Below are 26,934 nucleotides of genomic sequence, written 5' to 3' on the forward strand. Positions count from 1 at the left end.
CGCAGACCAGTGGACCGACGGGGCGAGACACGGATGAAGACGTTCTTCGTGCAGATCAAGTGCGAGATCGGCAAAACCTACGAGGTCTCCGACAACCTTCTCTCCATGAATCTCGCATCGGAAATCTACTCGACCGCAGGCAGATTCGATATCATGGCGAAGTTCCATGTCGACAACGACATCGATATCGGGCTGTTCGTCAACGAGTTCCTCCTGAACCTCAAGGGCGTCAAGGATTCCGAGACGATCATCGCTTTCAAGGCGTTCCTCTGACACGGTCGCACTCGCTCAGGAACCGAACCGAGGGAAAAGCCTGACGACAATCGCGTGGCGGAAAGATTGTCCGGTGCGAGCTGCGCCAGATCATTCGCCGGATTCATGGCGAAGACCATCAAATGGGAGACATAAGACTATATTTTATACGTAATCATGCCATAGGCTGATTGTTAAATAATTTTTAGATTCTGAAATACTTGGATGAACTTGAGTTTCTTGGAAGCGAATTTTCCCAGGAGCCGCTGTGGATCCGCACGGGATCGGTATCCGGCTCGTTGCGCGCGATCCCGCCGGTTGCCGCGCTCAAATCAACTGTCGGGTTCGCTCAATGGCCCGATCGAGCAGCCGCAGCCGTGCCTCAGCCCCGGTGACGCGATCCTGAAGCGCCGCGTCGAAGGCGGTCAAGGCTCGTGCCGGAACGATGCGGCCGCCCCCCCCAAGATCCTCCTCGGTCGCGGCCGCGAAGGCGACGAGCGCGCTCGGCCCTGGCTCCCTCAGAGTCTGGACACACCCGGTGGATTTTGATGAGGCAGGCCCTTGCCTGGGCCACCGGCTTCCGACGGCTCGTTGAAGACGACGAGCGATATGCCAGCACGCTGGACGACCTGCACACCGCCGCCTTCGTCTGCCTCATGCTCGAAAGGGCCGCTCTCTTCGCAGCCGGTCTATGCCAGCCATAGGCCGGCACGACGTCAGCGTGAGCGGCTTCCAGGCTCGGCATTCGCTCACCCGCCCGCCGCCGCCCCTTCACGGCAGCCCGGATCAAAGCCGGCCGCTCAGATCAAAATGCCTAAGATGCACCAATAGACTGCAATATTTTTGGACACGTTTGCTCGAAATCGCATCACAACGTAACATAGATGGGAAAGGAACGCGTTAAAGTGCCGGAACGTCGGCCGGCGCCAATAAAGCGTCGCTGCGGGACAAGCTGCGCGGCAGGCCGGACCATAATCTTTCATTGTCCCAGATAAAACAATAAAAATATCCCATCTCGGACAGCATCGACCCCTGTCGAGAGGTATTGTCCCATGGGCCGGATCAGTCTTGAAGGTATCAGCAAGATCTTCGGCTCGAACTCCGCGACGGCGCTCGGTCTCGTTGAACAGGGAAAGCGCAAGAGCGACATCGCGGCAGCCTGCGGCGCCATCGTCGGATTGCGCGACATCTCCTTCGACATCGAAGAGGGGGAGATCCTCGTCCTGATGGGCCTGTCCGGCTCCGGCAAGTCCACGCTCCTGCGCTGCATGAACCGGCTCGTCGAGCCGTCCTGCGGCCGGATCGTCGTGGACGGGGTGGACGTGACCCGGCTCGGCCGCAAGGACCTGCTCGCCTTCCGCCAGAAGACCTTCGGCATGGTCTTCCAGCATTTCGCCCTGCTGCCCAACCGCACCATCCTCGGGAATGTCGGGTTCGGCCTTGAAATCAAACAAGTCTCGGCCCGGGAGCGGGTCGAGCGCTCGATGCAGGCCATCGAACTCGTCGGGCTGAAGGGCTGGGAGACGAAGTATCCCAGCGAGCTGTCGGGCGGCATGCAGCAGCGGGCGGGTCTCGCGCGGGCGCTCGCGGCGGATGCGGACATCCTGCTCATGGACGAGGCCTTCAGCGCCCTCGATCCCCTGATCCGCCGCGACATGCAGGCGGAGCTGCGCGAGCTGCAGCGCAAGCTCAAGAAGACCATCGTCTTCGTCTCGCACGATCTCGACGAGGCCGTCGCGCTGGGCGGCCGCATCGTGCTGATGAAGGATGGCGAGGTGGTCCAGATCGGGCAGCCCGAGGAGATCGTCGCCCGTCCCGCGACCGACTATGTCGAGCGCTTCGTCGAGCATATCGACCTCGCCGCGGTGCTGCGGGCGGAGCAGGTCGCGGATCGCTCCGCGCCCGTGCTCGCCCCCACGCAGACGGTGGCCGAGGCGCGCACGGCCCTGGGTGGGACGAATGGCGGCGCAAGCGGCGGGGCAAGTGGCGGTTCCTGGCTCGTCGCCGATGGAGACGGCCGGCTGGTCGGCCGCCTCTTCGCCGACCGGCTCGCCTCTGCCCGGCCGTCCGAGACCCTCGCCGGCCTGCTCGATCTCGGGCTGCCCGTCGTCCCGGCGGAGAGCCGCCTCGACACCCTCCTCGCGACGGTCGCCGCCCATGAGAGCGTGGCGGTCGTGGGCCGGGACGGACGCCTGATCGGCGCCGTCACGAGCCGCAGCGTCGTGCAGGCGCTCGCCGCGCGCCCGGGCACGCACGGCCAGCCGAAGGCCGGCGCCCCCATCCTCTCGAAGCCGTCAGGAGCCCCGACATGGAGTGGAACGTCCCCAAATTCCCCCTCGACACGCTCAGCGACAACGGCCTCGACTGGCTCACCGAGCATGGCAGTTGGCTGACCCGGGCCGTCAGCCGCGTCGTCTCCGACTGGATCGAGACGCTGACCACCGCCCTCGTCGCGGTGCCGCCCTGGATCTGCATCGCCCTCGCGGCGCTCGCCGCCTACCGGGTCGGCGGCCGCAAGATCGGGCTCCTGACGCTGTTCGGCCTGCTGTTCCTGTGGAACCTCCGGCTCTGGCAGGCGACGGTCGAGACGCTGGTCCTCGTCAGCATCGCCACCGCCGCGGCGCTGGTGATCGGCGTGCCCGTGGGCATCTGGTTCGCGCTCAGCCGGCGGGCGTGGCGGACCTTCTCGCCGGTGCTCGACATGATGCAGACGCTGCCGAGCTTCGTCTACCTGATCCCGGCGCTCCCCTTCTTCGGGCTCGGCGCCGTCTCGGCCTGCTTCGCGACGATCGTCTTTTCGGTGCCGCCGGTCATCCGGCTGACCGCCCTCGGCATCCGCAACGTGCCGGGCGAACTCGTGGAGGCCTCCGACGCCTTCGGCGGCTCGGCAGCCCAGAAGCTGTTCAAGGTGCAATTGCCGCTGGCGCTCCCGACCATCATGGCCGGCGTCAACCAGACCATGATGCTCGCCCTCTCCATGGTCGTCATCGCGGCGATGATCGGTGCCGGAGGCCTCGGCCGCGCGGTCTGGCAGTCGATCCAGCGGCTGGAGGCGGGCGCCGGCTTCGAGGCGGGCATCGGCATCGTCATCGTGGCGGTCATCCTCGACCGCGTGACCCAGGCCCTCGCCGCCCGCGCCCGTCCGCATGGTGCGGCCTGACCTCCGATCAAGCCCGGAACCACCCTCCAACCAGACCGAAAGGTTCACTCCATGCGCGCACCGATATTTGGGGCGATGGCCTGTCTTGCGCTGATCCAGACGCCGGCCGCAGCGGCGGGCAAGTCGGTTCGGATCGCCTATGTGGAGTGGGCCGACGCCGTGGTGGCGACCAACATCCTCAAGCTCGCCCTTGAGGAGAAGGGTTATCAGGTCAAGACGATCCCGCTCGCGGCGGCCGCCATGTGGCAGGCGGTGGCGACGGGCGATGCGGATGCGAGCGTTGCCGCCTGGCTCCCCGTCACGCAGGGCGCCTATTACGAGAAACTCAAGAACCGCATCGACCTGATCGGCCCGAACGTCACGGGGGCCAGGATCGGCTGGGCGGTGCCCGCCTCCTCGCCGCTCACCTCGATCGAGGATCTGGCGACCAAGGCGTCCGAGGTCGACGGCAAGGTGATCGGCATCGATCCCGGCGCCGGCGTGATGAAGAGCTCCGAGGCGGCGATCAAGGCCTACGGCCTCAAGGTCAAGCTGCTCGACGGCAGCGACGCCACGATGACCAGCGCGCTCAAGGACGCGATCCGGCAGAAGAAGGACGTCGTCGTCACCGCCTGGACGCCGCACTGGATGTTCGCGCGCTACGACCTGAAATACCTCGCCGACCCCAAGAAGAGCTTTGGTGAGGCCGAGAGCGTGAACACGCTGGCCCGCAAGGGGCTCAAGGAGGACATGCCCGAAGTCTACGGCGTCCTCCAGAAGTTCAAGCTCACCATCAAGGACGAAGAAGCCGTGATGGCGGAGAACGAGGAGAAGGGCGCCAAGCCGGAAGAGACCGCCGCGAAGTGGATCGCGCAGAACCGCGCCACCGTCGATGGCTGGCTGAAGTGATGGCGCCGGCCGAGACATAGGACCGACGAAAAACAGCTCGGAAGGCGGCTCGGGACGTCAGGAGAAGGGGTTGCGGGACATGACGGCGAACGGTTTGGCGGCGGCCCTGATGGCCTGTGCCGCGGGGGTGATGCTGTGCCCGGCCACGGCCGCGGCGCAGGATCAGGGCACGGTCGAGGTCAATGCCGAGCCCAGTCAGGTCAACCGTGAGCAGCCCGTCGCCGTCCCCGATCCCCGATACTACCCCGACCCCCTCGGCAATTTCGATCTGGCCCCGCCGAAGGGCAAGACCGACACAGGGACCTTCACCTTCGGCGGCGCCATCCGCGCCCGCTACGACTGGCGCTTCGACGATGCCAGCCGCGGCGGCGTGCGCAAGGCGCGGGAGAACTTCGATTTCGACACGCTCGCGCTCAAGGCCACCTACGATTCCGACACGATCTTCGGCTCGGCGCAGTACCGGTTCTACGGCGGCAGCTCGATCTACGGCCCGCGCAACGGCTATCGCGGCCATCCGGGCGAGGTCAATTTCCCGATGTGGGCCTATGTCGGCTACAAGTTCACCCCCGAGGACAGCCTCACCTTCGGCCTCAATCAATCCCCGTTCGGCCTGACGCCCTATTTCGGAACGAGCTTCCTCGAAACCCTCGGCTTCACCATGGGCTTGGAGGAAGTGTACAATTTCGGCGTCAAATTCTCGCATGTCGAGCCGGACTTCAACTATCAGGTCGGGTTCTATCCGGGCGCCAACCCCCAGGCTTTCGGCCTGAGCCCGGACAGCGCGCGCTACTCGACCAACATCGTCCGCGCCGATCCCTACGTGACCTTCGGCACCAACAACGCCGAGCAGAACATGTTCATCGGCCGGGCTGAATACTTCGTCCTGAAGAACGATGCCGCCTCGCTCGCCTTCGGTGCCTCGATCTGGCACTCGGACATCTACAATTTCGACACGCGCCAGACCGGCACCAAGCAGCTCGAGGGCCTGCACGCGCTGGGCACCTACGGCCCCTGGGGCTTCAAGGCGATCTACGTCCGCCAGGACATCGATCCGAGAAACCCCTTCCGCAACGACCTCGTCACGGTCGGCGGCTTCGACTTCTCGTACAATCTCGCGGCGCGCGGCAACTTCGTCTCGGCGGAGGTGACCTACAAGGTTCCCGATCCGATCGGCCCGTTCACGGTGGTGCCCTTCGTCGGCTACAGCGCCTTCTACAAGGACAAGGCGACCTTCCAGAACAGCGAGCGCTTCACCCTCGGCGGGGCCTGGACCCTGACCGCCGACCCGAACCTGATCATCTACACCGAGGCCGCCATCGGCCGGAACGACCCCTATGTCGGCGCCGGCGAGTTCAACAACGGCCTCGCCCAGGGCGGCGAGAACCGCTGGAAGTCGCGGTTCATCATGAATATCGGCTATTACTTCTAAGCGCTTTCCGCGACACCACACGGTGCTGCCGGCGCGTGAAGAATGAGGTCGGCGACCCGGTCGTTTCGTGAGGCCGTCGCACGCCTCGCGCGGGCCGACGGTCACCCGCCGATACGGCACCAGTCGCGTCCGGCGAGGCTCCAGGCGTGCTCGTCGTTGTGGCCGACCGCGACGCCGTTGTGACGGATCATGCGCGCCAGCATGACCCGCGTGCCGAGGGCGGTGATTCGGATCACCGTCGGCCCGAAACCGGCATCGCCGATCAGCCGCGTGCCGACGCCCCAGCCGTTCTCCCGGCAGATCTCGGCGGCATGGCGATGGTCGTGGCGGGTTCCGCCGGTCACCGGCCGGGGCCTCGATCGGCCGGGCGGGACCGGGCCGGGCTCCCGGGCGGGCGGCCGAGCGCGTGACCCAGCCCCTCGGCAGCCATCGCCACCGCGGCCCCGTAGACGAGATGGGCAATGAAGCCGCGAACCCGGGTGAAGGTCGGATAGTGGTGGCAGGGGGCACTGAGGCCGAGGGCCGGCACCAGGGCCTCGTCCAGAATCAGGGACATCGCGGATCCGCTGGCCAAGGCCGCGCCGACCGGCCGTAGACCTCCGTATCGGCGCAACAGACCGTAGACCGGTCCCCAGCCCATTCCGACGGCGAGGTGGATCGCCTTGCCCCACCGCGCATCGCGCCCCTGCGAGGGCGCGACGTCGAGGATCTCGGCAAGCTTCCGAGCCGCAACCAAGGAGGAGGATGCGCCGGGGCGAACCTTCGCTTCATGCCGATCGATGTGTTCCGGGGTCGCCCGCCTCAAGGGACGTTGGGCGAGGTTCGTCACCTGCGTCGCCACCCATCCGGCGAGCAGGCCGACGGCGATGTCGGCCCAGACGGCGTGCCCGGGCACGGACTTCTTCTTGGACATTGCTTCACACCTCGCCGTGCCCGTCACTTCGGCAGCACCGGGGCGAACCCGCCGGCGCCGATCGCTGACTGACGATGTCCGGTCCTTCGGACGACGGCGGCTCCGCCGCGTGCCGGCCGCCGGATGGCCGTTCCTCGGAGGGGAGGGGCGTGCCGCATGCCGCTCGAAATCGCGGCCCCGGACGTCTCCCGACGCGGCATCGCCAGACTGAAGAACCGCCGGCGACGGACGCCGTGTCCCGGGATCGATGTCGCAGGGGCCGGGCAATGCTCGGACGCGCTCACCGCCATCAGGCTCGGCTGCGACGGCAGGACCGCGTTTCGGGTGCTCTCGATGGGGGGCCGGGACAGCCCTCGCGGCCGATGGGGCCAGATGGGACGACGGCGCGAGGCCGGAGCGGCGCGTTTGCTCGCTGCGGCTCTCAGATCATCGCGGCGCCGGGACCGGCGCGCGCTGCCGCGATCCGTTCAGGCGCGCCCGCCCTGCGTCTGCACGATCTTCCGCTCCGCGCTCGGCGGTTGACCGAAGCAGTCGAGATAGGCCTTCGAGAAGTGCGAGGCCGAGGTGAAGCCGCACTCGAACGCCACCGAGAGCAGCGGCATCGCCGTCTGCCGGATCAGGGTGCGGGCGTGTTCCAGGCGGATGCGCAGGTAGTGCTTGGCCGGCGAACGGCCGAGATATTTCAGGAACAAGCGCTCGAGCTGGCGGGTCGAGAGCTGCACCGCATCGGCGAGGTCCTGGCTGCCGAGCGGCTCGGCGAGGGACGTCTCCATCAGCCCCACCACCCGCAGCAGCTTGGGATGCGACACCCCGAGGCGCATCCGCAGATCCATCCGCTGGCGCTCGCCGGATTCGCGGATGCGGTGGTGGATGAGCTGGTCGGCGACCTCCGAGGCAACGCTTGGCCCATGGTCGCGCATGATCAGCGACAGCATCATATCGGCCGCCGCGGTGCCACCGGCGCATGTGAAGCGGTTGCGGTCGATCTCGAACAGCTCCGAGCCGATCTCCAGCCCGTCATGCTCGGAGACGAGGCCCGGCAGGTTCTCCCAGTGGATCGTCGCCCGGTATCCGTCGAGCAGGCCGGCCTTGGCCAGCACATAGGTGCCCGTGCAGACCGCCCCGACCGCCGCCCCGCGGGCGCTGCCCCGGCGCAGGGCCGAGTGGAGGGCGCGGTGATCCGGGCGCTGGATGTCGATGCCGCCGCACACGACCATCATGTCGAAGTCCTGCGCCTCGCAGAAGCGGCCCGCGACCCGGACTTCGATCCCGTTCGAGGCGGTGCATTTCGTTCCGTCCTCCGACCACAGCGAGAAGCGGTAGAGGTCGCGCCCGACCGCGCGGTTGGCGAGCCGCAACGGCTCGATCGCCGAGGAAAAGGCGATCATCGAGAAGCGATCGACCAGCATGAAGCCGACGGAGATGGCTCTCCCGGTGACCGCCTCGCTCGCGCCCACCACATTGGCCGGGCTCGTCTCCCCGGCGGCTATCGTCATTTCCATCCCGACCACCGTTTGTCGGCCTGTGCCGCGGCTTGGTGGGCAATTCACGTGCCGCGCCGACTCTGCCGCCGGCGCGGGAGCGATCTTTTTGTCGCTCCGGTTGTCACCGGCTCCGTCGATCGGGCGGGACGCGTCCGCCGAGGCGGCGCCCACACCGGAACTTAATCTCCGATCGACGGCCGAAGGCAATAGAATAATTCTTGTTCGACCCCGCTCTCTATTCGGGATCACGGTGGCGTGAGCGGAAGAGAGGCTCCGTCCTGCACGGGCCATGGGCCGGTCGGGCGGTGGAGCCCCTCCGGGCCGGGCGGCTCGGGGAAAACGATCGAAGTCGGGAATCCCAAACTCGCGGTCGCCGTCGATCAAGCCCCGCCGCGGCCTGCGGACCATGATCCGTCAACACCGCGAGGTCGTCCGATGCGCCGCTTCTCCCTCACGTCGCTGCTCTCCGAATCCCTGCGGGGCCATACCGGCTGGGGCCGCCAGTGGCGCGCGCCCGAGCCCAAGCCGGCTTACGACGTCGTCATCGTCGGCGGCGGCGGCCATGGCCTCGCGACCGCCTATTATCTCGCCACGGTGCACGGCATCACCAATGTGGCGGTGCTGGAGAAGGGCTGGATCGGCGGCGGCAATACCGGCCGCAACACCACGATCATCCGCTCCAACTACCTCTACGACGAGAGCGCGGCGATGTACGAGCACGCGCTCAAGCTCTGGGAGGGGCTGGCGCAAGAGCTGAACTACAACATCATGTTCTCCCAGCGCGGCGTGTTGATGCTCGCGCACAACATCCACGACGTTCAGAGCTTCAAGCGCCACGTCTACGCCAACCGCCTCAACGGCATCGACAACGAGTGGCTCTCGAAGGAAGAGTGCAAGGCATTCTGCCCGCCGCTCGATATCTCGGGGAGCCTGCGCTACCCGGTGCTCGGCGGCGCGCTGCAGCGTCGGGCCGGCACCGCCCGCCACGACGCGGTGGCCTGGGGCTATGCCCGCGGTGCCGATGACCGCGGCGTCGACATCATCCAGAACTGCGAGGTGACCGGCATCCGCCGCGACGCCTCCGGCGCGGCGGTCGGCGTCGAGACGACCCGCGGCTTCATCGGCGCCGGCCGGATCGGCGTGGTCGCCGCCGGCCACACCTCGACCCTGATGTCGATGGCCGGCGTGTCGATGCCGCTGGAGAGCTATCCGCTCCAGGCGCTGGTCTCCGAGCCGGTCAAGCCGTGCTTCCCCTGCGTGGTGATGTCGAACGCGGTCCACGCCTACCTGTCGCAATCCGACAAGGGCGAACTGGTGATCGGGGCCGGCACCGACCAGTACACCTCCTACAGCCAGCAGGGCGGGCTCCACATCACCACCCATACGCTCGACGCGATCTGCGAGCTGTTCCCGCAATTCACCCGGATGCGGATGCTGCGCTCCTGGGGCGGCATCGTCGACGTGACCCCGGACCGCTCGCCGATCATCGGCAAGACCCCGGTTGAGAACCTGTTCGTCAATTGCGGCTGGGGCACCGGCGGCTTCAAGGCGACCCCGGGCTCGGGCCACGTCTTCGCCCATACGCTGGCGACGGGCGTGCCGCACAAAATCAACGCGCCCTTCACCCTCGACCGGTTCCGCACCGGCCGCCTCATCGACGAGGCGGCGGCCGCCGCCGTCGCGCACTGATCCGCATCCGTCGGGAGCTCGAACCATGCTGCTGATCGCCTGTCCCCATTGCGGCAAACGGCCCGAGACCGAATTCCGGTGCGGCGGCCAAGCCCACATCGCACGGCCCACCGATCCGTCCACGATCGATGACGGCGCCTGGAGCGAGCACCTGTTCGTGCGCGCCAACCCCAAAGGCGTGCATGCCGAGCGCTGGTGCCACGCCCATGGCTGCGGCCGCTGGTTCAATGCGCTGCGCGACACGATCAGCGACCGCTTCATCGAGACCTATCCGATGGGTGAGCAGGCGAAATCCGGCGTGAAACCCGGGACGGTTCTCGCAACCCATTCCGCAACCCATGCCGCAACCCAGAGCGAGACGAGGGCGTGAGATGGCACAGCCGTTCAGATTGTCCCGCGGCGGACGCATCGACCGCAGCCGCCCCATCGTCTTCACGTTCAACGGCAAGCCCGTCCACGGCTATGCCGGCGACACCGTCGCCTCGGCGCTCTTGGCCAACGGCATCCACCTCGTCGGGCGCTCGTTCAAGTATCACCGCCCCCGCGGCATCCTGAGCCACGGCCCCGACGAGCCGAGCGCGCTGCTCTCCGTCGATCGCGGGCCCGGCCGGATCGACCCGAACAACCGCGCCTCCGTGGTCGAGGCGCGCTCGGGGCTCCGCACGACCTCGCAGAACCACTGGCCGTCGCTCGAATTCGATGTCGGCGCGGTCAACGACCTCTTGTCGCCGGTCTTCGTGGCGGGCTTCTACTACAAGACCTTCATGTGGCCCCGGACGTTCTGGGACCGGGTCTACGAGCCCTTCATCCGCGCCGCCGCCGGTCTCGGCAAGGCGCCGACGGTGGCCGATCCCGACCGCTACGCCAACCGCCACGCCCATTGCGACGTGCTGATCGTCGGCGCCGGCCCGGCGGGTCTCGCCGCCGCGCTCGCCGCCGCGCGCACCGGCAAGCGGGTGATCCTCGCCGACGAGGGCGCGGAGCCCGGCGGCGCGCTCCTGCACGACACGACGTCCGAGATCGACGGACGCCCGGCGGCCGACTGGCTCGCCCAGACGCTGGCCGAGCTCGATGCCCGCGAGAACGTCATCCTGCTGCCCCGGACCACCGCCTTCGGCTACTACAACCACAACCACGTGGCGATGACCGAGCGCGTCACCGACCACCTGACCTCCGCCGCGGGCCAAGCGCCCCGCGAGCGCCTGTGGCAGGTGCGGGCGGAACAGGTCGTGCTCGCCGGCGGCGCCCATGAGCGCCCCCTCGTCTTCGCCGACAACGACCGGCCGGGCATCCTGCTCGCCGAAAGCGTGCGGGTCTTCCTCAACCGCTACGGCGTGGCGCCGGGCCGCCGGCTCGTCTTCGCCACGAGCGGCGCCTCCGCCTACCGGGCCGCACTCGATGCGCGCGCGGCGGGCCTCGACGTCACCCTCGTCGACCTGCGCCTGGAAGCCGATTGCGGGCCGGAACTGGCGCAGCTGCGTGCGGCCGGGGCCGACGTGTTGACCGGGCACACCGTGGTCGGATCGAAGGGCCGCAAGCGCGTCACGGGTCTCATCGTGGCGCCTGTCGGGAGCGACGGCCGGTGCGGCGGCCGTCGCCTTCTCGCCTGCGATTGCGTCGGCATGTCCGGCGGCTGGACGCCCGCCGTCCACCTGTTCTCGCAGTCCCGCGGCAAGCTCGCCTACGACGAGGCGATCGATGCCTTCGTGCCGAGCCGCTCGGCGCAAGAGGAGCGCTCGGCGGGTGCGGCCCGCGGCACCTACGACCTCGCCGCCTGCCTTGGCGACGGCTTCGCCGCCGGCGCTGCCGCCGCGGGCTCCGAGGCACGTCAGGACTTCAAGGCGACGGCGACGCTCACAGGCTTCCAGCCGGTGCGGATCATGCCGACCGACGCCGACCCGACCAAGGTCCGCGCCTTCGTCGACTACCAGAACGACGTCACCGCCAAGGACATCAAGCTCGCTGTCCGCGAGGGCTTCCAGTCGATCGAGCACGTCAAGCGCTACACCACGACCGGCATGGCGACCGATCAGGGCAAGACCTCGAACATGAACGCCCTCGGCATCGTCGCCGGGCAGCTCGACAAGGCCCTGCCGGCGGTGGGCACCACCACCTTCCGGCCGCCCTACACCCCGGTGACCTTCGGCGCCCTGGTGGGCCCCGCCCGCCACGCCCTGTTCGATCCGATCCGCACCACCCCGATCCACGAATGGGCGGAGGCGCACGGCGCCCTGTTCGAGAACGTCGCCCTGTGGCGGCGGGCCTGGTACTTCCCCAAGGACGGCGAGGATCTGCACGCGGCGGTCGCCCGCGAGTGCAAGGCGGTGCGCGAGGGCGTCGGCATCTTCGACGCCTCGACGCTGGGCAAGATCGAGATCGTCGGCCGGGACGCGGCCGAGTTCATGAACCGCCTCTACATCAACCCCTGGACCAAGCTCGCCCCCGGACGCTGCCGCTACGGGCTGATGCTCAAGGAGGACGGCTACATCCTCGACGACGGCGTCGTCGCCCGCGTCTCGGACACCTGCTTCCACGTCACCACCACGACCGGCGGCGCCGCCCGCGTGCTGGCCCATATGGAGGACTACCTCCAGACCGAGTGGCCGGAGCTCGAGGTGTTCCTGACCTCGACCACCGAGCAATGGGCGGTGATCGCGCTCCAGGGCCCGAAGGCCCGCGACGTGATCGCGCCGCTGGTCGACGGCATCGATCTCTCGCCGGAGGCCTTTCCGCATATGGCGATGCGCTCGGGCACGATCTGCGGCGTGCCGACCCGGCTGTTCCGGGTCTCGTTCACCGGCGAGCTCGGCTTCGAGATCAACGTCCCCTCCGACCACGCCCGCGCGGTCTGGGAGGCGGTGTTCGAGGCGGGCCGGGCTCACGGCATCACGCCCTACGGCACCGAGACGATGCACGTGCTGCGCGCCGAGAAGGGCTACATCATCGTCGGCCAGGAAACCGACGGCACGGTGACCCCGGACGATGTCGGCATGGCTGGGATGATCCCGAAGGCCAAGGGGGACTTCGTCGGCAAGCGCTCGCTGGCGCGCCCCGACGTGGTGGCGTCGGGCCGCAAGCAGCTCGTCGGGCTCGTGACCGACGATCCCAAGCTCGTCCTCGACGAGGGCGCGCAGATCGTAACGGACACCGGTCAGCCGATCCCGATGCGCATGCTCGGCCACGTCACGTCGAGCTACTGGAGCGCCAATTGCGGACGCTCCATCGCGCTCGCCCTGGTCGAGGGCGGCCGCGCGCGGATGAACGGGCATCTCCACGTCACCACGCCGGACGGCTTCACCCGCGTCACCGTCTGCGAACCGGTCTTCTTCGACGTCAAGGGGGAGCGCATCCATGCTTGAGACCCGCTACCGCGCCGCCCGCGCCCTGCCGCTCGGCGCCATCTCCCGCCCCGCGGCCACCGGTTCGGGCGTCTCGGTCCGGCCCGCCGGTGCCGAGACGCGCTTTTCCCTGCGGGCGCGGTTCGCCACCGGCACCGCCCTGAAAGTGGCGGGCATCGCGCTCGATGCGCCGATCAACACCGTCGGCAGCGACGGCGAGGTCTGGATCGCCCGGCTCGGACCCGACGAGTGGCTCGTCGGCGGCCCCGAGGCCGATGCCGACCTGCTGCAGGGCCGCATCCACGAGGCGCTCGCCGGGCTGCCGCATTCCCTCGTCGACGTCTCGCACCGCAATGTCGGCATCGACGTCTCGGGCCGGCAGGCGGCGGCGGTGCTCAATGCCGGCTGCCCGCTCGACCTGTCCGAGGCCGCCTTCCCGCCGGGCAGCGCCACCCGCACCCTGCTCGGCAAGGCCGAGATCGTGCTGATCCGCGCCACCGCCGCGCCGCTCTACCGCGTCGAGTGCTGGCGTTCGTTCTCGACCTACGTCCACGGCTTCCTCAATGAGGCCGTGTTCGGGGCCGAAGGGTCCGCCGCGCTCTGAGGCGGGATCGAGGCGGGATTGATACACGCTGACGGCGAGACCATCTCCTCGCCGATAGCCCCGCGCGAAATCCCGCCCCCTGTCGTGACGCGCGTCTTCCCCCGAACTTGCATCCGCTCGCGGGCGAGGCGTCTTTTTGAGAGAGCAACGGACCCGATGATCAGCACCTTCGATCTGTTCAAGATCGGGATCGGTCCGTCGAGCTCCCACACCGTCGGGCCGATGGTCGCCGCGCGCCGGTTCCGTGAGACCGTGCTCGCCCGCACCGGCGTCGCCCGGATCAGCGCCGAGATCTACGGCTCGCTCGCCTGGACCGGCCGCGGCCACGGCACCGACACGGCGATCCTGCTCGGGCTCCTGGGCCACGCGCCCGCCACCATCGACCCGGATCTCACCACATCGCTCTCCGACGCCCTGCGCCGCACCGGCGATCTCGGCATTCCGGGCGTCCATTTCGAGCCCGAGCGCGATCTCGTCTTCAACTTCAAGGACATCCTGCCGCTGCACACCAACGGCATGCGTTTTCGCGCCTACGATGCCAGGGATGCGCTCCTCGAAGACCAGATCTTCTACTCGATCGGCGGCGGCTTCGTCGTCACCGCCGCGGAAGCGGAGGCCGCCTCGGCCGGAGACGCGCAGGCGGAGCCGCCGCTGGCTTTCGGCAGCGGGCGCGAACTCCTCGACCTGACCCTGCGCACCGGGCTGACGATCCCGCAGATCCAGCTCGCCAACGAGCTGACCCTGCGCCCGCGCGAAGCCGTCGATGCCGGCCTCGACGCGATCCGCGACGCGATGTTCGCCTGCATCGAGCGCGGCCTGCGCATGGACGGCGAATTGCCCGGCGGCCTGCGGGTGCGGCGACGCGCCAAGCGGCTGCACGCCTCGCTGGAGGCGACCAAGCTCGCCAACAGCCGCCCGGCCCACGAGATCATGGACTGGATCAGCCTCTACGCGCTCGCCGTGAACGAGGAGAACGCGTCGGGCGGCCGGGTGGTGACGGCGCCGACCAATGGCGCGGCCGGGATCGTGCCCGCGGTTCTGCGCTACACCCGCGACTTCTGCCCCGACTGGAACGACGAGCGCGGGCGCGACTTCCTGCTCACCGCCGCCGCCATCGGCGGGCTGATCAAGGCGCGGGCCTCGATCTCGGGGGCGGAGGTCGGCTGCCAGGGCGAGGTCGGTTCGGCCGCGGCAATGGCGGCAGCGGGTCTCACCGCAGCGCTCGGCGGCTCGGCCTTCCAGATCGAGAACGCCGCCGAGATCGCCATGGAGCATCATCTCGGCATGACCTGCGATCCGATCGCCGGCCTCGTTCAGGTCCCCTGCATCGAGCGCAACGCCTTCGGCGCCAACAAAGCAGTGGTGGCGGCCTCGCTCTCGCTGCGCGGTGACGGCCAGCACCGGGTGAGCCTCGACGAGGTGATCGAGACCATGCGCCAGACCGGCCACGACATGCAGGCCAAGTACAAGGAGACCTCGCTCGGCGGGCTGGCCGTCAACGTCGCCGCCTGCTGAGGACACGCTCGGGCTTTCGCCCCGCGAAGCGACCGATCGGCCTTGGCCGGGCCTTCCCCGATCCATTCGGCCGTGACCGACCCCGCCCCCCTCTTCCGAACCCCGGGAGAGGGGGTTTTTTCGTGTCGCAGGGGCAGGTTTCCTCAAGCGCGGCTCCCAGCAGACGATCATTCCAGCGGCCGGCGCATGCACAGTAGGTAAGCAAGCTGCTGAAAGATGGTATTTTATGCGCAATGCATGCGCATCAAGCAGAGCAGATCCCAAGCATCCGCGCTCCTCCGAGGACTGAGGAAGGCTCATAGGAAGTGAAGCGCGAGCCGTCCTCGTCTTGATCAGCGACGGCGCGATCGAGGCTCACCCGATGTTCAGCAAAGTTTTCGAAAGTGTTCGTGCCCATCTTCGCGCCAAGGCCGACGAAGAGGCACTGATGAGCCTGAGCGACGCGGCGCTCGACGACATCGGCCTGACCCGCGGCGCGGTGTCGGGGTTGCAGACCGGCTCCGATCCGGTCCGCCCCAAGGCTGTCCGCGTCGCCCCTCTCTTCGCGGCGCTTGCCTTTCCGACCGCTCTGCAGGGCGCCTGAACGGCCGGCGCGGCGACCCGTCCGGGTCTCCCACATCGAAGACCGACCGACATGACAACGGCCTCGACGACCCTTCTCGAGCGATCGCGCGGCGATCGGGAAGGGCCGTCGAGGCCGCTGTCTGTTCGGGCCCGTGGGGCCAGGCCGGCGCCCTCAGGCCGCCGCGCTCTCCGGCAAGGCGACGGGCGTGGGCTCGTGCCCTTCCGCCCGCAGGGCCTGCATCAGGTCGGCCGGGACGAGGGACAGCGTGCGCGTGCTGACCAGCGGGTGGATGTTGACCCGCGTCTCGTCGAGCAGGCTGTCCTGGATGAACACCCGCACGCTGCCCGGCGCGGCGTTGAGCGCGGCGAGCGGTGACACGGCCCCGCTCTCGACGCCGAGATGTTCGCGCAGCGCTTCGGGACTGGCGAAGGAGAGGCCGCCGCGCGCGCCGAGCACCGAGCGGAACGCCTTGAGATCGACCTGGGCGTCATGCTGGAGCGTGACGAGGAAGTAGGTCTTCTTCCCGTCGCGCAGGAACAGGTTCTTGGTGTGCGCGCCGGCGATGTCGCCGCAGACCGCCATCATCGCCTCGACGGTGAGAACGGCTTCGTGCTCGTAGAGCTTGTAGGCGATGCCGCGCTCGCGCAGGCGGGTCAGGAGGTCGTCCGGGCTCAGGGGCATGGGGTGTCGTTCCGCTCGGGTCAGGTCTTCGGTGCCGCCGGCGCGGCAAGCACGCCGATCTGCCGGAGATAGGCCAGGATCTCGCGCGCCGCGTCCTCGGGATCGGGCTGGATCAGGAGCCGGCCGCTCGCGGCCGCGCCGGACTCGCCGGTGGCCGCCTTCAGCCGCTCCGCCGCCGAGCCGCCGGTGGGCGCGCCCTTCACGACCTTGGGCCGGCGACGATAGGGCCGCTCCTCCACCGCGACGGCGGGCGCCGGGATCGCGGCCGCCGCCGCCGCCAGCGCCGCGACGGTGCCGCGGCGGGCCCGGCCGTAGGCGTAGGCGAGGGGGGCCGGGGCGTCGGAGTGGCAGGTGACGACGACCGGCCCCTGCACCCGCACCCGGCGCAGCGCGCCACGGCCGAGGCTCTGGTCGAGGCGCAGCGCGCCGTCTTCGGCCGCCGCCGCAACGACATCGGAGACCAGCGGCAGCGAGAGGGTGCGGGCCAGGGCGTAGGGCACGAGGCCGCTCTCCTCGCCGCCCTGGCTGCGCCGCCCGGCCAGGACGATGTCGGGCGCACACGCCGCGAGCCGCTCGGCGAGCGCCGGCACCGGATCGTCGCCGGCCGCGACGGCGACGTGCTCGATGCGGGGCAGGCCCTGGCCCAAAGCCTCGGCGATTGCGGCGGCGTCCGGCCCGGCATGCAGGCCGAAGAGGTCGGAGACCTCGCCGAGCCCGGCGCCCATCCGGATCGCCTGCGCCTCGATCCGCGGCAGCACCGGGGCCCCGGAGACGGGATGGAGCCCGGCGGAGAGAAGGACCGCGATCCTCATGACGTCCCCCCGGCCGTTGCCTGCTCCGCTTCCTCGGCGAGCCGTCTGAGCAGCGCGGGCATCACGGCCTGAGCATCCTGCACCACGGCCAGACCCGCCCGCTCGATCATCGCCGCATGCAGATCGGTGTTGACCGCCACCACGTGCTCGCAGCCGGCCACGCCCTGGAGGTGCTGCGGCGCGCCGGAAATGCCGAGCGCGAAGTAGCAGGTCGCCGCGAGCACCGTGCCCGAGGCGCCGACCTGGCTATGGCGCGGCATCAAGCCGGCATCGCACAGCACGCGGCTCGCACCGGGCGTCGCGTGAAGCGCCGCCGCCACCTGCCGGAAGGTGTCGAGATCGGTGAGCCCGTTGCCGGCCGACACGACGAACTCCGCCAGCGACAACGGCACGGTGGCCGGATCGGCCGGGATGCGGGTCGCCGACACGATGCCTTTGGCGGTTTCGGCCGGCGCGGAGCCCTCGAAGGGGAGGGCGCGCGCCTCCCGCGGCGGGCCGCCATACTCGGCGACCGCGTCCGCCGCCACGGTGGCGAGTCGGGGCGGGGCGAGGCTCTGCTCGACCCGGCGTCCCCTGGCCGGGCGGACGAGACCCTTGGCGGCCACCACCTCGGCATTGGTGAACAGGGCCTCGCCCAGGCTCACCGCGACGCGGCGGGCGCAATCGCCGCCATCGAGGGATTCCGGGAACAGGGCGTGGCGCGCGTCGAGCGCTGCCAGCGCGGCCTCGACGCGGGCGGCACGCCCCCCCGGATCGTAGCCCTCCGCACCGTCGAGCCGGAGCACCCGGTCGGCGCCCGCCGCACCGAGGCCCTCACAATCGCCGTCCACGATGACCGCGACGGCGCCCTCGCGCCCGGCGAGCGCCCGGGCGGCGCCGATCACCTGCCGGTCATGGCCCGAGAGACGGCCGCCGGGGGCGTCCGGCACCACCGCGACGAGGAAGGCGGGCGTCTCGACGACGACCGTCTTCGGCGCTTCCGCCACGGGCGCGGCCCGGGGTGCGGCGGTGACGGCCTCGCCCATCGGGCGGCCGACCTGGCTGAGGTCGAAGCGCGGCCGGGCTCCGCCGCCGACGCGCTGCGCCTCGCGCTCGGCCCGCGGGTCGCGGCGGAGCCGGCCGGAACCGGTCGCCCGGCGCGTGCGGTCGTAGCGGGGGCGGGGGCCCTGGCCGACGGTGAGGTGGGCCGCCCGCTCGGCCCGTGGGTCGCGGCGAGGGCGGCTCATCGGCCCGCCTCCACCGCCTGGAGCAGCAATTCGGCCACGTCGCGGATCTCCGCCTTGCGGTCGGTGACGCCCTCCAGCATCGCCGTGCAGGAGGGGCAGGCCACCGCCACGATCCCGGCGCCGGTCTCGGCCGCCTGGGCCATGCGGATGTCGGGGATGCGCCGCTCGCCCGGCACGTCGCTCACCGGCGCGCCGCCGCCACCGCCGCAGCACATCGCCCGGCGCCCGGAACGGGTCATCTCGCTGCGGGCGACGCCGATGGCGTCGAGCACGGCGCGGGGCGCCTCGGTCTCCCCGTTGTAGCGGGCGAGATAGCAGGGGTCGTGATAGGTCACCGCGAGGTCCGGCAGGCGGCCGGGGTTGAGCCTGCCCGCCCGGATCAGCTCCAGCAGGAAGGCGGTGTGGTGCACGACCGTGTAGCGCCCGCCGAGCGCCGGGTACTCGTTGCGCAGGGCATGCAGCGCGTGCGGGTCGGCGGTGACGATCCGCTCGAAGCGGTGTGTTGCCAGGGTCGCGATGTTCGCCCGCGCCAGCGCCTGGAAGGTCGCCTCGTCGCCGAGCCGCCGGGCGAGGTCGCCGGTGTCGCGCTCCTCCGGGCCCAAAACCGCGAAATCGACTTGCGCCTCGCGCAGGAGCCGTACCAGGGCGCGGAGCGAACGGCCGTAGCGCAGGTCGTAGGCGCCCTCGCCGAGCCAGAGCAGGATCTCGGCGCCTCCGCGATCGGCGATGCGCGGCAGCTCGACACCGGCGGCGAAGTCGGTGCGGGAGGCGAGCGGACGCCCGCCGGGATCGCCGGCTTGGCGCAGTTCGGTGACCGGCACGACTGCCTTCTCGGGCAGCGCCCCCTGCTCAAGGGTCTGGTGGCGGCGCAATGAGACCACCGCGTCGACATGCTCGATCATCATCGGGCATTCCTCGACGCAGGCGCGGCAGGTGGTGCAGGACCACAACGTGTCCGGGTGGATGCGCGCGTCCGGGCCGATCAGCCGGGCCAGCGCCCCGCGCTCGCCTTGCCCCGCCCGGCCGCCGGGATAGGGGTTGCCGGCGTAAGGCGGTTCGGCGGGCGAAAGGCCGGCGACGAGATCCTGGACGAGTTTCTTCGGGTTCAGCGGCTGGCCGGCGGCGAAGGCCGGGCAGGCGGTCTCGCAGCGCCCGCAGGACACGCAGGCGTCGTAGGACAGCAGCCGGTTCCAGGTGAAGTCGGCCGGCATCTCCGAGCCGAGCCGCGGCGCGTCGAGGTCGAGCGGCTGGAGCGCGGTGTCGGGGCGCCCCTCGAACCGTCCGGGCCGGGGATGGGCGACGAGATGGAGCGCGCCGGCCGCCGCGTGGCGCATCGGTCCGTGCCGCACCTCGAAGGCGAGGCCGAGGCCGCCCGCCGCCGCAAGCGCGAGCGCAACGGAACCGAACAGGCCGCCGCCGCCGAGGGCGAGGAGCAGCGCGGTCGCCGTGCCGCCGACGGCGTAGGCGACGAGCAGGAACGGCAGGATCTGGAAGCGTCCGGCGGAGAGTCGCTTCGGCTTGGCCGGATAGCGCCGGGCGCCGACGAGCAGCGCGCCGGCCGCGGTGACGGCGAAGGCGGCTGCCACGAGGAACCAGTAGGGCCGGAAACCGGCGAGCGGCGGCAGGATCGCCAGCGCGGTCAGGATCGAGGCTGCGAGCAGCCCGCCGGCCACGACCGCGTGCATGCGGGACGCGTAGGCGTCGCGCGCCACGACGTGGTGGACATCGACGAGGTAGCGCCGGGGCAGCTTGGCGAGCCCGTCGAGCCACGCCACCGGCGCCGCCGCACCCACGCGCCAGAGCGCGGCCCGGCGCGCGACCTGGACGAGGGCAAGCGCCGCCATCAGCCAGACGAGGCCGGGAAACACCGTGGTCAGGGGGATGACGCTGGTCATGACGGTGGGCCTAAGGGCTTGGCGACAGTTCCGGACGAAGCTTAAGAGGGCCGCGCACCCCCTCTCCCCGCATGCGGGGAGAGGGGGATCCCGCTCCGACCGGATCAAAGATCCTTGCACAACCGGAGGGCGTCATAGATCGCCGCGTGGATGTTGCGGCCGGACACCGCGTCGCCGATGCGGTAGAGCGCGTAGCCCTTCGACAGGTCGTAGGGCTGCGGCTCGCCGCGCAGGACCGCGTCCTGATCGGTCTGGCCCCGGTTGACCGACGCCGGCTTCAGGCCGTGGTAGAGCCCATCCACCGGCAGCGTGCCGTGATCGACGACGATGCGGTCGACGAGGCGCTCCTCCTCGGCATCGGTCATGGTGTTGCGCAAGGCGGCGACGAAGCGGTTGCCCTCCGGATAGATCTCGATCAGCTCCATGTTCGGGCTCATCACCACGCCGAGCTTGTAGAGTTCGCGCAGGTGGATCGGCTGGTTCGTGGTGCCGACCTCCTCCGCCACCATGCGGTCGTGGGTGGCGATCTCGACGAGGCAGCCGCGCTTGGCCAGGTGCTCGGCCACCGAGGCCGCGTTGTGCCCGCCCATCTCGTCGTAGAGCAGCACCGAGCCGGTGGGCTCGACCGCGCCGGTCAGAACCTCGGTGGTCGTCACCGCGTGCTGCGCGGCACCCTTGGCGTGGCCGCGGAACGGCGCGCCCCCGGTCGCCACGATCACCACGTCGGGCTTCTCCGCCAGGATCGCCGCCTCCGTCGCCTCGGTGGCGAGGCGCAGATCGACGCCGAGCTTGGTCACCTGCGCGACGAGCCAGCGGGTGATGCCCGACATCGCCTCGCGCCAGCCGGCCTTGGCCGCGATGCCGATCTGTCCGCCGGCCACCGCACTTTTCTCGAACAGCACCACGGAGTGGCCGCGCTCGGCGCAGACGCGGGCCGCCTCCAGCCCGCCGGGGCCGGCGCCGATCACCACCACGCGGCGGCGGAGATCCGCCCGGCGGATCTCGTGGGGCATGCTCGCCTCGCGGCCGGTGGCGGCGTTCTGGATGCAGAGCGCGTCGCCGCCGACATAGATCCGGTCGATGCAGTAGCCCGCGCCGACACATTGCCGGATGTCGTCGGCCCGGCCCTCGGACAGCTTCTTGACCAGATGCGGGTCGGCGATGTGGGCGCGGGTCATCGCCACCATGTCGACGTGCCCCTCGGCGACCGCACGCGCCGCGGTGGCGAGATCGGTCACGCGCTGGGCATGGAACACCGGCACGTCGACTTCGCGCTTGATCGCGCTCGGCAGGAACAGGAACGGCGCCACCGGGAAGGACATGTTCGGCAGCGAGATCGCGTGGGCGATGTGGTCGCGCGCCTGGCCGCCGAGGATGTTGAGGAAGTCCACCAGTCCGCGCCGCGCGTATTCCGTGGCGATCGTCAGGCAATCCTCCTGGCTGAGGCCGTCGGCGATCATCTCGTCGCCCGACATGCGGATGCCGATGACGTAGTCGTCGCCCACTTCCGCGCGCATCGCCTCCAGCACCTCGATGCCGAAGCGCATCCGGTTCTCCAGGCTGCCGCCGTACCGGTCGGTGCGCTGGTTGACCGACGGCGACCAGAACTGGTCGATCAGGTGGCCGTGGGCGGCCGAGACCTCGCAGCCGTCGAGCCCGCCCTCGCGGCAGCGGCGCGCGGCCTGGGCGAAGCTCTTGACGATGCGGGCGATGTCCTCCGCCTCCATCTCCTTCGGGATGGTGCGGGAGGCGGGCTCGCGCCGGGGCGAGGGCGAGACCGTGGGGAGCCAATGCTCGGTGTCCCACTTGGTGCGCCGGCCCATATGGGTGAGCTGAATCATCAGCTTGCCGCCGTGCTGGTGCACCCGGTCGGAGAATTGCCGGAAGAACGGGATCACCGAGTCGTCGGCGACCGAGATCTGGTTCCAGGGCGCGGCGGGGCTGTCGACGGCGACCGACGACGAGCCGCCGAACATGGTGAGCCCGATGCCGCCCTTGGCCTTCTCGGCGTGGTAGAGCTGGTAGCGCTCCTGCGGCTTGCCGTCCCGGCCGTAGCCGGGGGCGTGGCTCGTGGACATCACCCGGTTGCGGATGGTGAGGCCCTTGATGGTGAGGGGCTTCAGAAGCGCGTCGGCATTGGCGATCACGGGACGACTCCCGAAGGCGATGGGGAAGGCTTGGGGTCGCGGGCGGGGCCGAGCCCGCCCGTTCAGCGCTCGACGACGAGGTCGCTCGTCGGCTTGGAGCAGCACAAGAGCGCCATGCCGGCATCGATCTCGCGCTGGCGGATGCCGCCGGCATGCGTCATCGCGACGGTGCCGGAGGTCAGCTTCGACTTGCAGGTGCCGCACAGGCCCTTGGCGCAGGAGGAGGGCAGGCGGATTCCCGCCTTGCGGGCGGCGTCGAGCACCGTCTCGTTCTCGGGGCATTCGAGCACCCGCCGGGTCTTGGCGAACTCCACCCGGAAGGTGCGCACGCCGCCCGCGGGTGCGACCTCGGCGTCGAGGTCCTGGCCCGCCTCCACTGCGGCGTCCTGCTCGGATTCCGGGAGCGCGCCGAAGTCGAAGCTCTCCTCGTGGTGCCGGGCCATGTCGAACCCGGCTTGCCGCAGCATCGCCTGCACGGCGTCCATGTAGGGCTTGGGGCCGCAGACGAAGATTTCCCGATCGAGGAAGTCGGGCACCGCCGCGCGCAGGGTTTCGAGCGTCAGCCGGCCCTTCGGACCCGCCCAGGCCTCATTCGGGGAATCGGTCTCGCAGACGGCGTGGAAGCGGAAGGCGGGATCGAGCCGGGCCATCGTCTCCAGCTCGCCCCGGAACACGATGTCGGCGGGCGAGCGGGCGGAGTGGACGAAGGCCACGTCGCGGGCCTCGCCCAGATCGTGGAAGGTGCGCGCCATGGACATCATCGGCGTGACGCCGCTGCCGCCCGAGAGGAGCAGGTACGTCTTCGCCGGATGGGTGAAGCAGGAGAACGCGCCCATCGGCCCGAGCGCGCGGACGGTGTCGCCGGGCTTGAGGGTGTCGTGCAGCCAGTTCGAGACCGGGCCGCCGGGCACGCGCTTGACCGTGAACGAGACCGCGTTCGGCCGGGTCGGCGCCGAGGAGATCGTATAGCAGCGGTGGATCGTCTCGCCGCCGATCTCGAACGAGAAGGTCAGGAACTGGCCCGGCGCGTAGGCGAAAAGCCGAGGCGCCTTCGGGGCGAGTACGAAGGTCTTCACGTCGTGCGTCTCGTCGCGCACGGCGAGGCAGACCAAGGCGTCGTCGGCCTCCGCATCCCAGGGCTCGGAGGCCGCCAGCCGCGCGGCGGCCGGCTCGGTGGAGGCGGGCGCCGAGAGGGGAGCCGACGTCATGGCTCAGCGCCCCAGATGCGCGGCCATGCGGCCGACATACCAGTTGCAGAACTTCTCCACGAGCATCTCGGTATGCGGCGAGTAGGGGCCGGGCTCGTAGGCCGGGCTCGCGACGCCCTGCTGGCAGATGCCGACGAGTTCGCTGTCCTGGTCGTTGGTGGCTTCCCAGACGCCGATGAGGTTGGCGAGATCGTAATCGACGCCCTCGACCGCATCCTTGTGGACGAGCCACTTGGTGCGCAGGAGCGAGCGCTCGGCATCGAGCGGCAGCACCGAGAAGGTGACGATGTGGTCACCGAGGAAGTGGTGCCAGGAATTCGGCTGCGTCCAGACCGAGAGGCCGCCGAGCTTGGCGTTGGTGAAGTTGCCCAGCAGCCGCTTGCACGCGGCCTTGGTGTCGAGGGTGTGGGACTCGCCGTCGCCGTCGAGCGGCAGGCGCTCGGTGCGGAAGCCCGTGATCATGGTGTCGAGTTCGTCGATCTCCTTCGACGGCAGCCCCTCCGCCTCCCACTCGCCGTGGCGGGTCTTGAGCAGGCAGCCGTAGCGCTCGGCCTGGGCGCGGTCGTGCTCGTCCATCTCCTCGGGCGCGAAGCCGAAGCCGTAGGCGAAGAGCGGCACGGTCAGCTCGGGATGGTTGGCCCCGCAATGGTAGCACTCGCGGTTGTTCTCCATCGTGAGCTTCCAGTTGCCGGGCTCGATGATGTCCTTCTGGAAGGCGACCTTGGTCTCGCGCACGTTGTGCGGCTCGATATAGGGTCCGAGCTTTGCGGCCATCTCATCGAAATCGGCCGGCGGTTCGTCGGCGAGGCAGATGAAGAGCAGGCCGGCGAGCGAGCGGATGTGCACCGGCTTGAGGCCGTGGCAGCCCTTCTTGAAGTCCGGACCCATATGCTCGGCATGGATCAGGTTGCCGGTCAGATCGTAGGTCCACGAATGATAGCGGCAGACGAGGTTGCCGACCGTGGACTTCTCCTCGTGGACGAGCCGGGCGCCGCGGTGGCGGCAGACATTGTGGAAGGCGCGGATCTCGTCGTCGTCGTCGCGCACGATCGCGACCGAGGTCTTGCCGATCTCGACGACCATGACGTCGCCGGCCTCCGGCACGTCGGGTTCGACGCCGACATAGATCCAATGCCGGCCGAAGATGATCTCCATGTCGGCCTCGAACACCTCGGGGCTGAGGTAGAACGGGGCCGCGAGGGTGTAGCCGGGACGACGCTCGCGCAGCAGGCGCTGAAGCGGGGTCGGCGTCACATCGAGCATGGGGACCTCCCGAGCCGTATCTGGCTTTCGGGAAGTATCGACGGGCGCCGCCCTCATCGCTTCCACATCAGCGACATCCCCTTGGCAAACCGCGACGCGGGGAAACCGGGGGTTTCAAGTCTCCCTACGCCCGCAGGATCGCCAGCGCCTCGGCGTGCAGTTCAGGCGTCGCCGCCGCGAGCACACGCCCGTCGGAGGCGAGGGTGAGGTCTTCGCCGGACCAGTCGGTGATCACGCCGCCCGCGGCCCGGATCACCGGCACCAGCGCCATGTAATCGTAGGGCTGGAGGCCGGTCTCGGCGATCAGGTCGCAATGACCGGAGGCGAGCAGGCCGTAGGCGTAGCAGTCGCCGCCGAAGCGGCGCAGGGCCGCTTTCGCGGTCAGGCGTCGATAAGAGACCTCGTCCGCCCCCGAGAAGCCCTCGGGCGAGGTGGTGAAGAAGCGCGCCGCCGACAGGCTGCGGCAGGGGCTGGTGCGGGCGGGCTCGGACCCGAACCGGGCCTGCCCCGGCAGGCCGGTCCAGCGCTCGTCGAGTGCAGGCATGTCGATCAGCCCGACGACCGGCGCCCCGCCGTCGAGGAAGGCGATCAGGGTGCCGAACAGCGGCAGGCCGGTGACGAAGCTCTTGGTGCCGTCGATCGGGTCGATCACCCAGACCGGGCCGGTGCCGGGCTCTCTGCCGGGCTTCACCCCCATCTCCTCGCCGAAGATGCCGTGATCGGGAAACCGCGCCTCGATCAGGCCGCGCAGGCGCGCCTCGATGGCACGATCGGCCAGCGTCACCGGGCTCTCGTCGGCCTTGGTCACGATGTCGAGCGGGGTGCGGAAATAGGCGCGCGCGATCGGGCGCGCGGCGTCTGCCAGTTCGGCGGCGAAGGCCAGGACGTCTTCCGGCGTCAACGAAGGGGAGGACGCCATCGCTCAGAGCGCCTTCAGGAAGAGCGGCCAGCGCGGGTCGTTCATGATCGAGCGGGCGCGCATGTGCTTCCAGATCCCGTATTTGTAGAAATCGAAGTCGAGGGTGGAGATGCGGTTCTGGACCATCGCCCAGGTCGACCACTTCACGTCGGCGAGCGCCTTGTGCACCATCAGGCGCGCGAACAGGGCCTCGTCGTAGCGGCCGAAATACTGCTCGATCAGTTCGCGATCGACGCTCTCGGGGAAGAACATCTCCCCGCTCCAGATCGCGATGTCGTAGAGCCGGTCGTTGTTGGAGGCGTACTCGAAGTCGATCAAGAGGATCGAGCCGTCCTCGCCGAGGAGGAAGTTGCCCGGCATCGGGTCGTTGAAACAGGGCACGAGGTCGAGGCCCGAGGCCTCCAAAGCCGCCCGCGCCAGCCGGGTCTGGCGGGTCAGCCAGGCCTGATCGGGGGGCAGGAGGGCGCCGAGTTCGGCCGCCTGCCGGTCGTGCTCGTCGATCATGTCGAACACGGTCTTGGTCAGCGGCAGGAGCGGAGCCGCGTGGAAGCGGCGATAGACCCGCATCGCCTCCGCCCGCAGGGCGGGGTCGGCGAAGTCGCGGTTGGTCGAGGGCCGGCGCCCGTCGATGAACTCGGCGATCTCGATGCCCTGCGCGTCGAGGTCGTCGAAGGTGCGCGGTCCCAGTCCGATCACCTCCGCCTGCCGGCTGGCGGCGCGGGCGGCGGCGCGGTCGATGAACATCTCGGTGCCGCGGCCCGGCATCTTGACGAAGTAGGGATGCGGCTCGCCCTCGATCTCGACGCGCCAGTTGACGTTGCTGATCCCGCCGAGAACCGGGCGGTAGCGCGTCGGTCGTCCCTGCCAGCGCGGGACGGCGCGCAGGGCCGCCTCGAAGGCGTGCTCGGCCTCGGTGGCGGCGTTGCCCAAAGCGATCATGCTCAAC

The 26,934-nt window shown here is 69.7% G+C and carries 23 protein-coding genes; 11 read left to right on the forward strand and 12 right to left on the reverse strand.

The genetic code is table 11. From position 1 onward, the window contains the following. The first annotated feature begins 33 nt into the window (after positions 1 to 33). From HNR51_RS17905 to HNR51_RS17925, 5 genes are all read left to right on the forward strand, one after another. Positions 34 to 273 carry an Lrp/AsnC ligand binding domain-containing protein gene (locus HNR51_RS17905; RefSeq protein WP_141952736.1) on the forward strand — a complete coding sequence of 80 codons (240 nt, stop codon included), beginning with the start codon at positions 34 to 36 and terminating at the stop codon, positions 271 to 273. Between the two features lie 1,031 nt (positions 274 to 1,304). Next, entirely contained in the window at positions 1,305 to 2,645 is a 1,341-nt protein-coding gene (locus HNR51_RS17910; RefSeq protein ID WP_182555832.1) for a quaternary amine ABC transporter ATP-binding protein, read from the forward strand. Continuing rightward, positions 2,561 to 3,412 (forward strand): ABC transporter permease, encoded by an 852-nt coding sequence (locus tag HNR51_RS17915; RefSeq protein ID WP_141952740.1) that lies wholly within the window; start codon positions 2,561 to 2,563, stop codon positions 3,410 to 3,412. The genes HNR51_RS17910 and HNR51_RS17915 overlap by 85 nt, the downstream gene beginning before the upstream one ends. 51 nt (positions 3,413 to 3,463) lie before the next feature. Continuing rightward, on the forward strand, positions 3,464 to 4,300 hold the full coding sequence (locus HNR51_RS17920) for a glycine betaine ABC transporter substrate-binding protein (RefSeq protein WP_141952742.1): 837 nt from the start codon (positions 3,464 to 3,466) through the stop codon (positions 4,298 to 4,300). Between the two features lie 79 nt (positions 4,301 to 4,379). Beyond that, the gene (locus tag HNR51_RS17925; RefSeq protein WP_182555833.1) at positions 4,380 to 5,729 is read left to right on the forward strand and encodes a putative porin; all 1,350 of its coding nucleotides are present in this window, start codon (positions 4,380 to 4,382) and stop codon (positions 5,727 to 5,729) included. Positions 5,730 to 5,830: 101 nt separating this feature from the next. On the opposite strand, the gene HNR51_RS17930 is transcribed toward HNR51_RS17925, so the two are convergent. From HNR51_RS17930 to HNR51_RS17940, 3 genes are all read right to left on the reverse strand, one after another. Then, entirely contained in the window at positions 5,831 to 6,073 is a 243-nt protein-coding gene (locus HNR51_RS17930) for a DUF7241 domain-containing protein (RefSeq protein WP_141952746.1), read from the reverse strand. After that, positions 6,070 to 6,642, reverse strand: coding sequence for a hypothetical protein (locus HNR51_RS17935; RefSeq protein ID WP_182555834.1), 573 nt, complete (start codon positions 6,640 to 6,642; stop codon positions 6,070 to 6,072). The genes HNR51_RS17930 and HNR51_RS17935 overlap by 4 nt, the downstream gene beginning before the upstream one ends. A 467-nt stretch (positions 6,643 to 7,109) precedes the next feature. Beyond that, the gene (locus tag HNR51_RS17940; protein ID WP_152277937.1) at positions 7,110 to 8,138 is read right to left on the reverse strand and encodes a GlxA family transcriptional regulator; all 1,029 of its coding nucleotides are present in this window, start codon (positions 8,136 to 8,138) and stop codon (positions 7,110 to 7,112) included. 423 nt (positions 8,139 to 8,561) lie between these two features. Here HNR51_RS17940 and HNR51_RS17945 point away from each other — a divergent pair, with 423 nt between their 5' ends. The 6 genes from HNR51_RS17945 (at position 8,562) to HNR51_RS17970 (ending at position 15,855) form a co-directional block, all read left to right on the forward strand. Continuing rightward, a complete protein-coding gene (locus HNR51_RS17945) occupies positions 8,562 to 9,815 on the forward strand; it encodes a sarcosine oxidase subunit beta family protein (RefSeq protein ID WP_182555835.1) in 1,254 nt (417 codons plus the stop codon). Positions 9,816 to 9,840: 25 nt separating this feature from the next. Beyond that, positions 9,841 to 10,185, forward strand: coding sequence for a sarcosine oxidase subunit delta (locus tag HNR51_RS17950; protein WP_012455812.1), 345 nt, complete (start codon positions 9,841 to 9,843; stop codon positions 10,183 to 10,185). A 1-nt stretch (position 10,186) separates the two neighbouring features. Beyond that, positions 10,187 to 13,174, forward strand: coding sequence for a sarcosine oxidase subunit alpha family protein (locus HNR51_RS17955; protein WP_182555836.1), 2,988 nt, complete (start codon positions 10,187 to 10,189; stop codon positions 13,172 to 13,174). After that, positions 13,167 to 13,757 carry a sarcosine oxidase subunit gamma gene (locus HNR51_RS17960; RefSeq protein WP_182555837.1) on the forward strand — a complete coding sequence of 197 codons (591 nt, stop codon included), beginning with the start codon at positions 13,167 to 13,169 and terminating at the stop codon, positions 13,755 to 13,757. Before HNR51_RS17955 ends, HNR51_RS17960 begins: the two co-directional genes overlap by 8 nt. Before the next feature lie 156 nt (positions 13,758 to 13,913). After that, positions 13,914 to 15,272: an L-serine ammonia-lyase gene (locus HNR51_RS17965; RefSeq protein ID WP_182555838.1), complete on the forward strand. Its 1,359-nt coding sequence runs from the start codon at positions 13,914 to 13,916 to the stop codon at positions 15,270 to 15,272. A 328-nt stretch (positions 15,273 to 15,600) separates the two neighbouring features. Continuing rightward, complete coding sequence (locus tag HNR51_RS17970; RefSeq protein WP_239681590.1) at positions 15,601 to 15,855, forward strand: YjiS-like domain-containing protein; 255 nt, start codon at positions 15,601 to 15,603, stop codon at positions 15,853 to 15,855. 153 nt (positions 15,856 to 16,008) lie between these two features. On the opposite strand, the gene HNR51_RS17975 is transcribed toward HNR51_RS17970, so the two are convergent. The 9 genes from HNR51_RS17975 to HNR51_RS18015 all read right to left on the reverse strand — a co-directional run bounded on the left by HNR51_RS17975 (position 16,009) and on the right by HNR51_RS18015 (position 26,927). Continuing rightward, positions 16,009 to 16,518: a prolyl-tRNA synthetase associated domain-containing protein gene (locus HNR51_RS17975; protein WP_141952761.1), complete on the reverse strand. Its 510-nt coding sequence runs from the start codon at positions 16,516 to 16,518 to the stop codon at positions 16,009 to 16,011. A gap of 20 nt (positions 16,519 to 16,538) precedes the next feature. Further along, the gene (locus HNR51_RS17980; RefSeq protein ID WP_182555839.1) at positions 16,539 to 17,330 is read right to left on the reverse strand and encodes an adenine nucleotide alpha hydrolase family protein; all 792 of its coding nucleotides are present in this window, start codon (positions 17,328 to 17,330) and stop codon (positions 16,539 to 16,541) included. Then, complete coding sequence (locus tag HNR51_RS17985) at positions 17,327 to 18,556, reverse strand: electron transfer flavoprotein subunit alpha/FixB family protein (RefSeq protein WP_182555840.1); 1,230 nt, start codon at positions 18,554 to 18,556, stop codon at positions 17,327 to 17,329. Before HNR51_RS17985 ends, HNR51_RS17980 begins: the two co-directional genes overlap by 4 nt. Beyond that, on the reverse strand, positions 18,553 to 20,451 hold the full coding sequence (locus HNR51_RS17990; RefSeq protein WP_182555841.1) for a DUF3483 domain-containing protein: 1,899 nt from the start codon (positions 20,449 to 20,451) through the stop codon (positions 18,553 to 18,555). The genes HNR51_RS17985 and HNR51_RS17990 overlap by 4 nt, the downstream gene beginning before the upstream one ends. Before the next feature lie 104 nt (positions 20,452 to 20,555). Then, positions 20,556 to 22,598: an NADH:flavin oxidoreductase gene (locus HNR51_RS17995; RefSeq protein ID WP_182555842.1), complete on the reverse strand. Its 2,043-nt coding sequence runs from the start codon at positions 22,596 to 22,598 to the stop codon at positions 20,556 to 20,558. Between the two features lie 62 nt (positions 22,599 to 22,660). Beyond that, positions 22,661 to 23,806 (reverse strand): FAD-binding oxidoreductase, encoded by a 1,146-nt coding sequence (locus HNR51_RS18000; RefSeq protein ID WP_182555843.1) that lies wholly within the window; start codon positions 23,804 to 23,806, stop codon positions 22,661 to 22,663. Positions 23,807 to 23,809: 3 nt separating this feature from the next. After that, positions 23,810 to 25,069: an aromatic ring-hydroxylating oxygenase subunit alpha gene (locus HNR51_RS18005; protein ID WP_182555844.1), complete on the reverse strand. Its 1,260-nt coding sequence runs from the start codon at positions 25,067 to 25,069 to the stop codon at positions 23,810 to 23,812. Positions 25,070 to 25,193: 124 nt separating this feature from the next. After that, positions 25,194 to 25,988, reverse strand: a complete 795-nt coding sequence (hisN, locus tag HNR51_RS18010; protein WP_182555845.1) for a histidinol-phosphatase — start codon at positions 25,986 to 25,988, stop codon at positions 25,194 to 25,196. A 3-nt stretch (positions 25,989 to 25,991) separates the two neighbouring features. Continuing rightward, positions 25,992 to 26,927, reverse strand: coding sequence for a phosphotransferase (locus tag HNR51_RS18015; protein ID WP_012455825.1), 936 nt, complete (start codon positions 26,925 to 26,927; stop codon positions 25,992 to 25,994). Positions 26,928 to 26,934: the final 7 nt, after the last annotated feature.

Origin of the sequence: Methylorubrum thiocyanatum, from assembly GCA_014138645.1 — a bacterium.
GTDB lineage: Bacteria > Pseudomonadota > Alphaproteobacteria > Rhizobiales > Beijerinckiaceae > Methylobacterium > Methylobacterium thiocyanatum.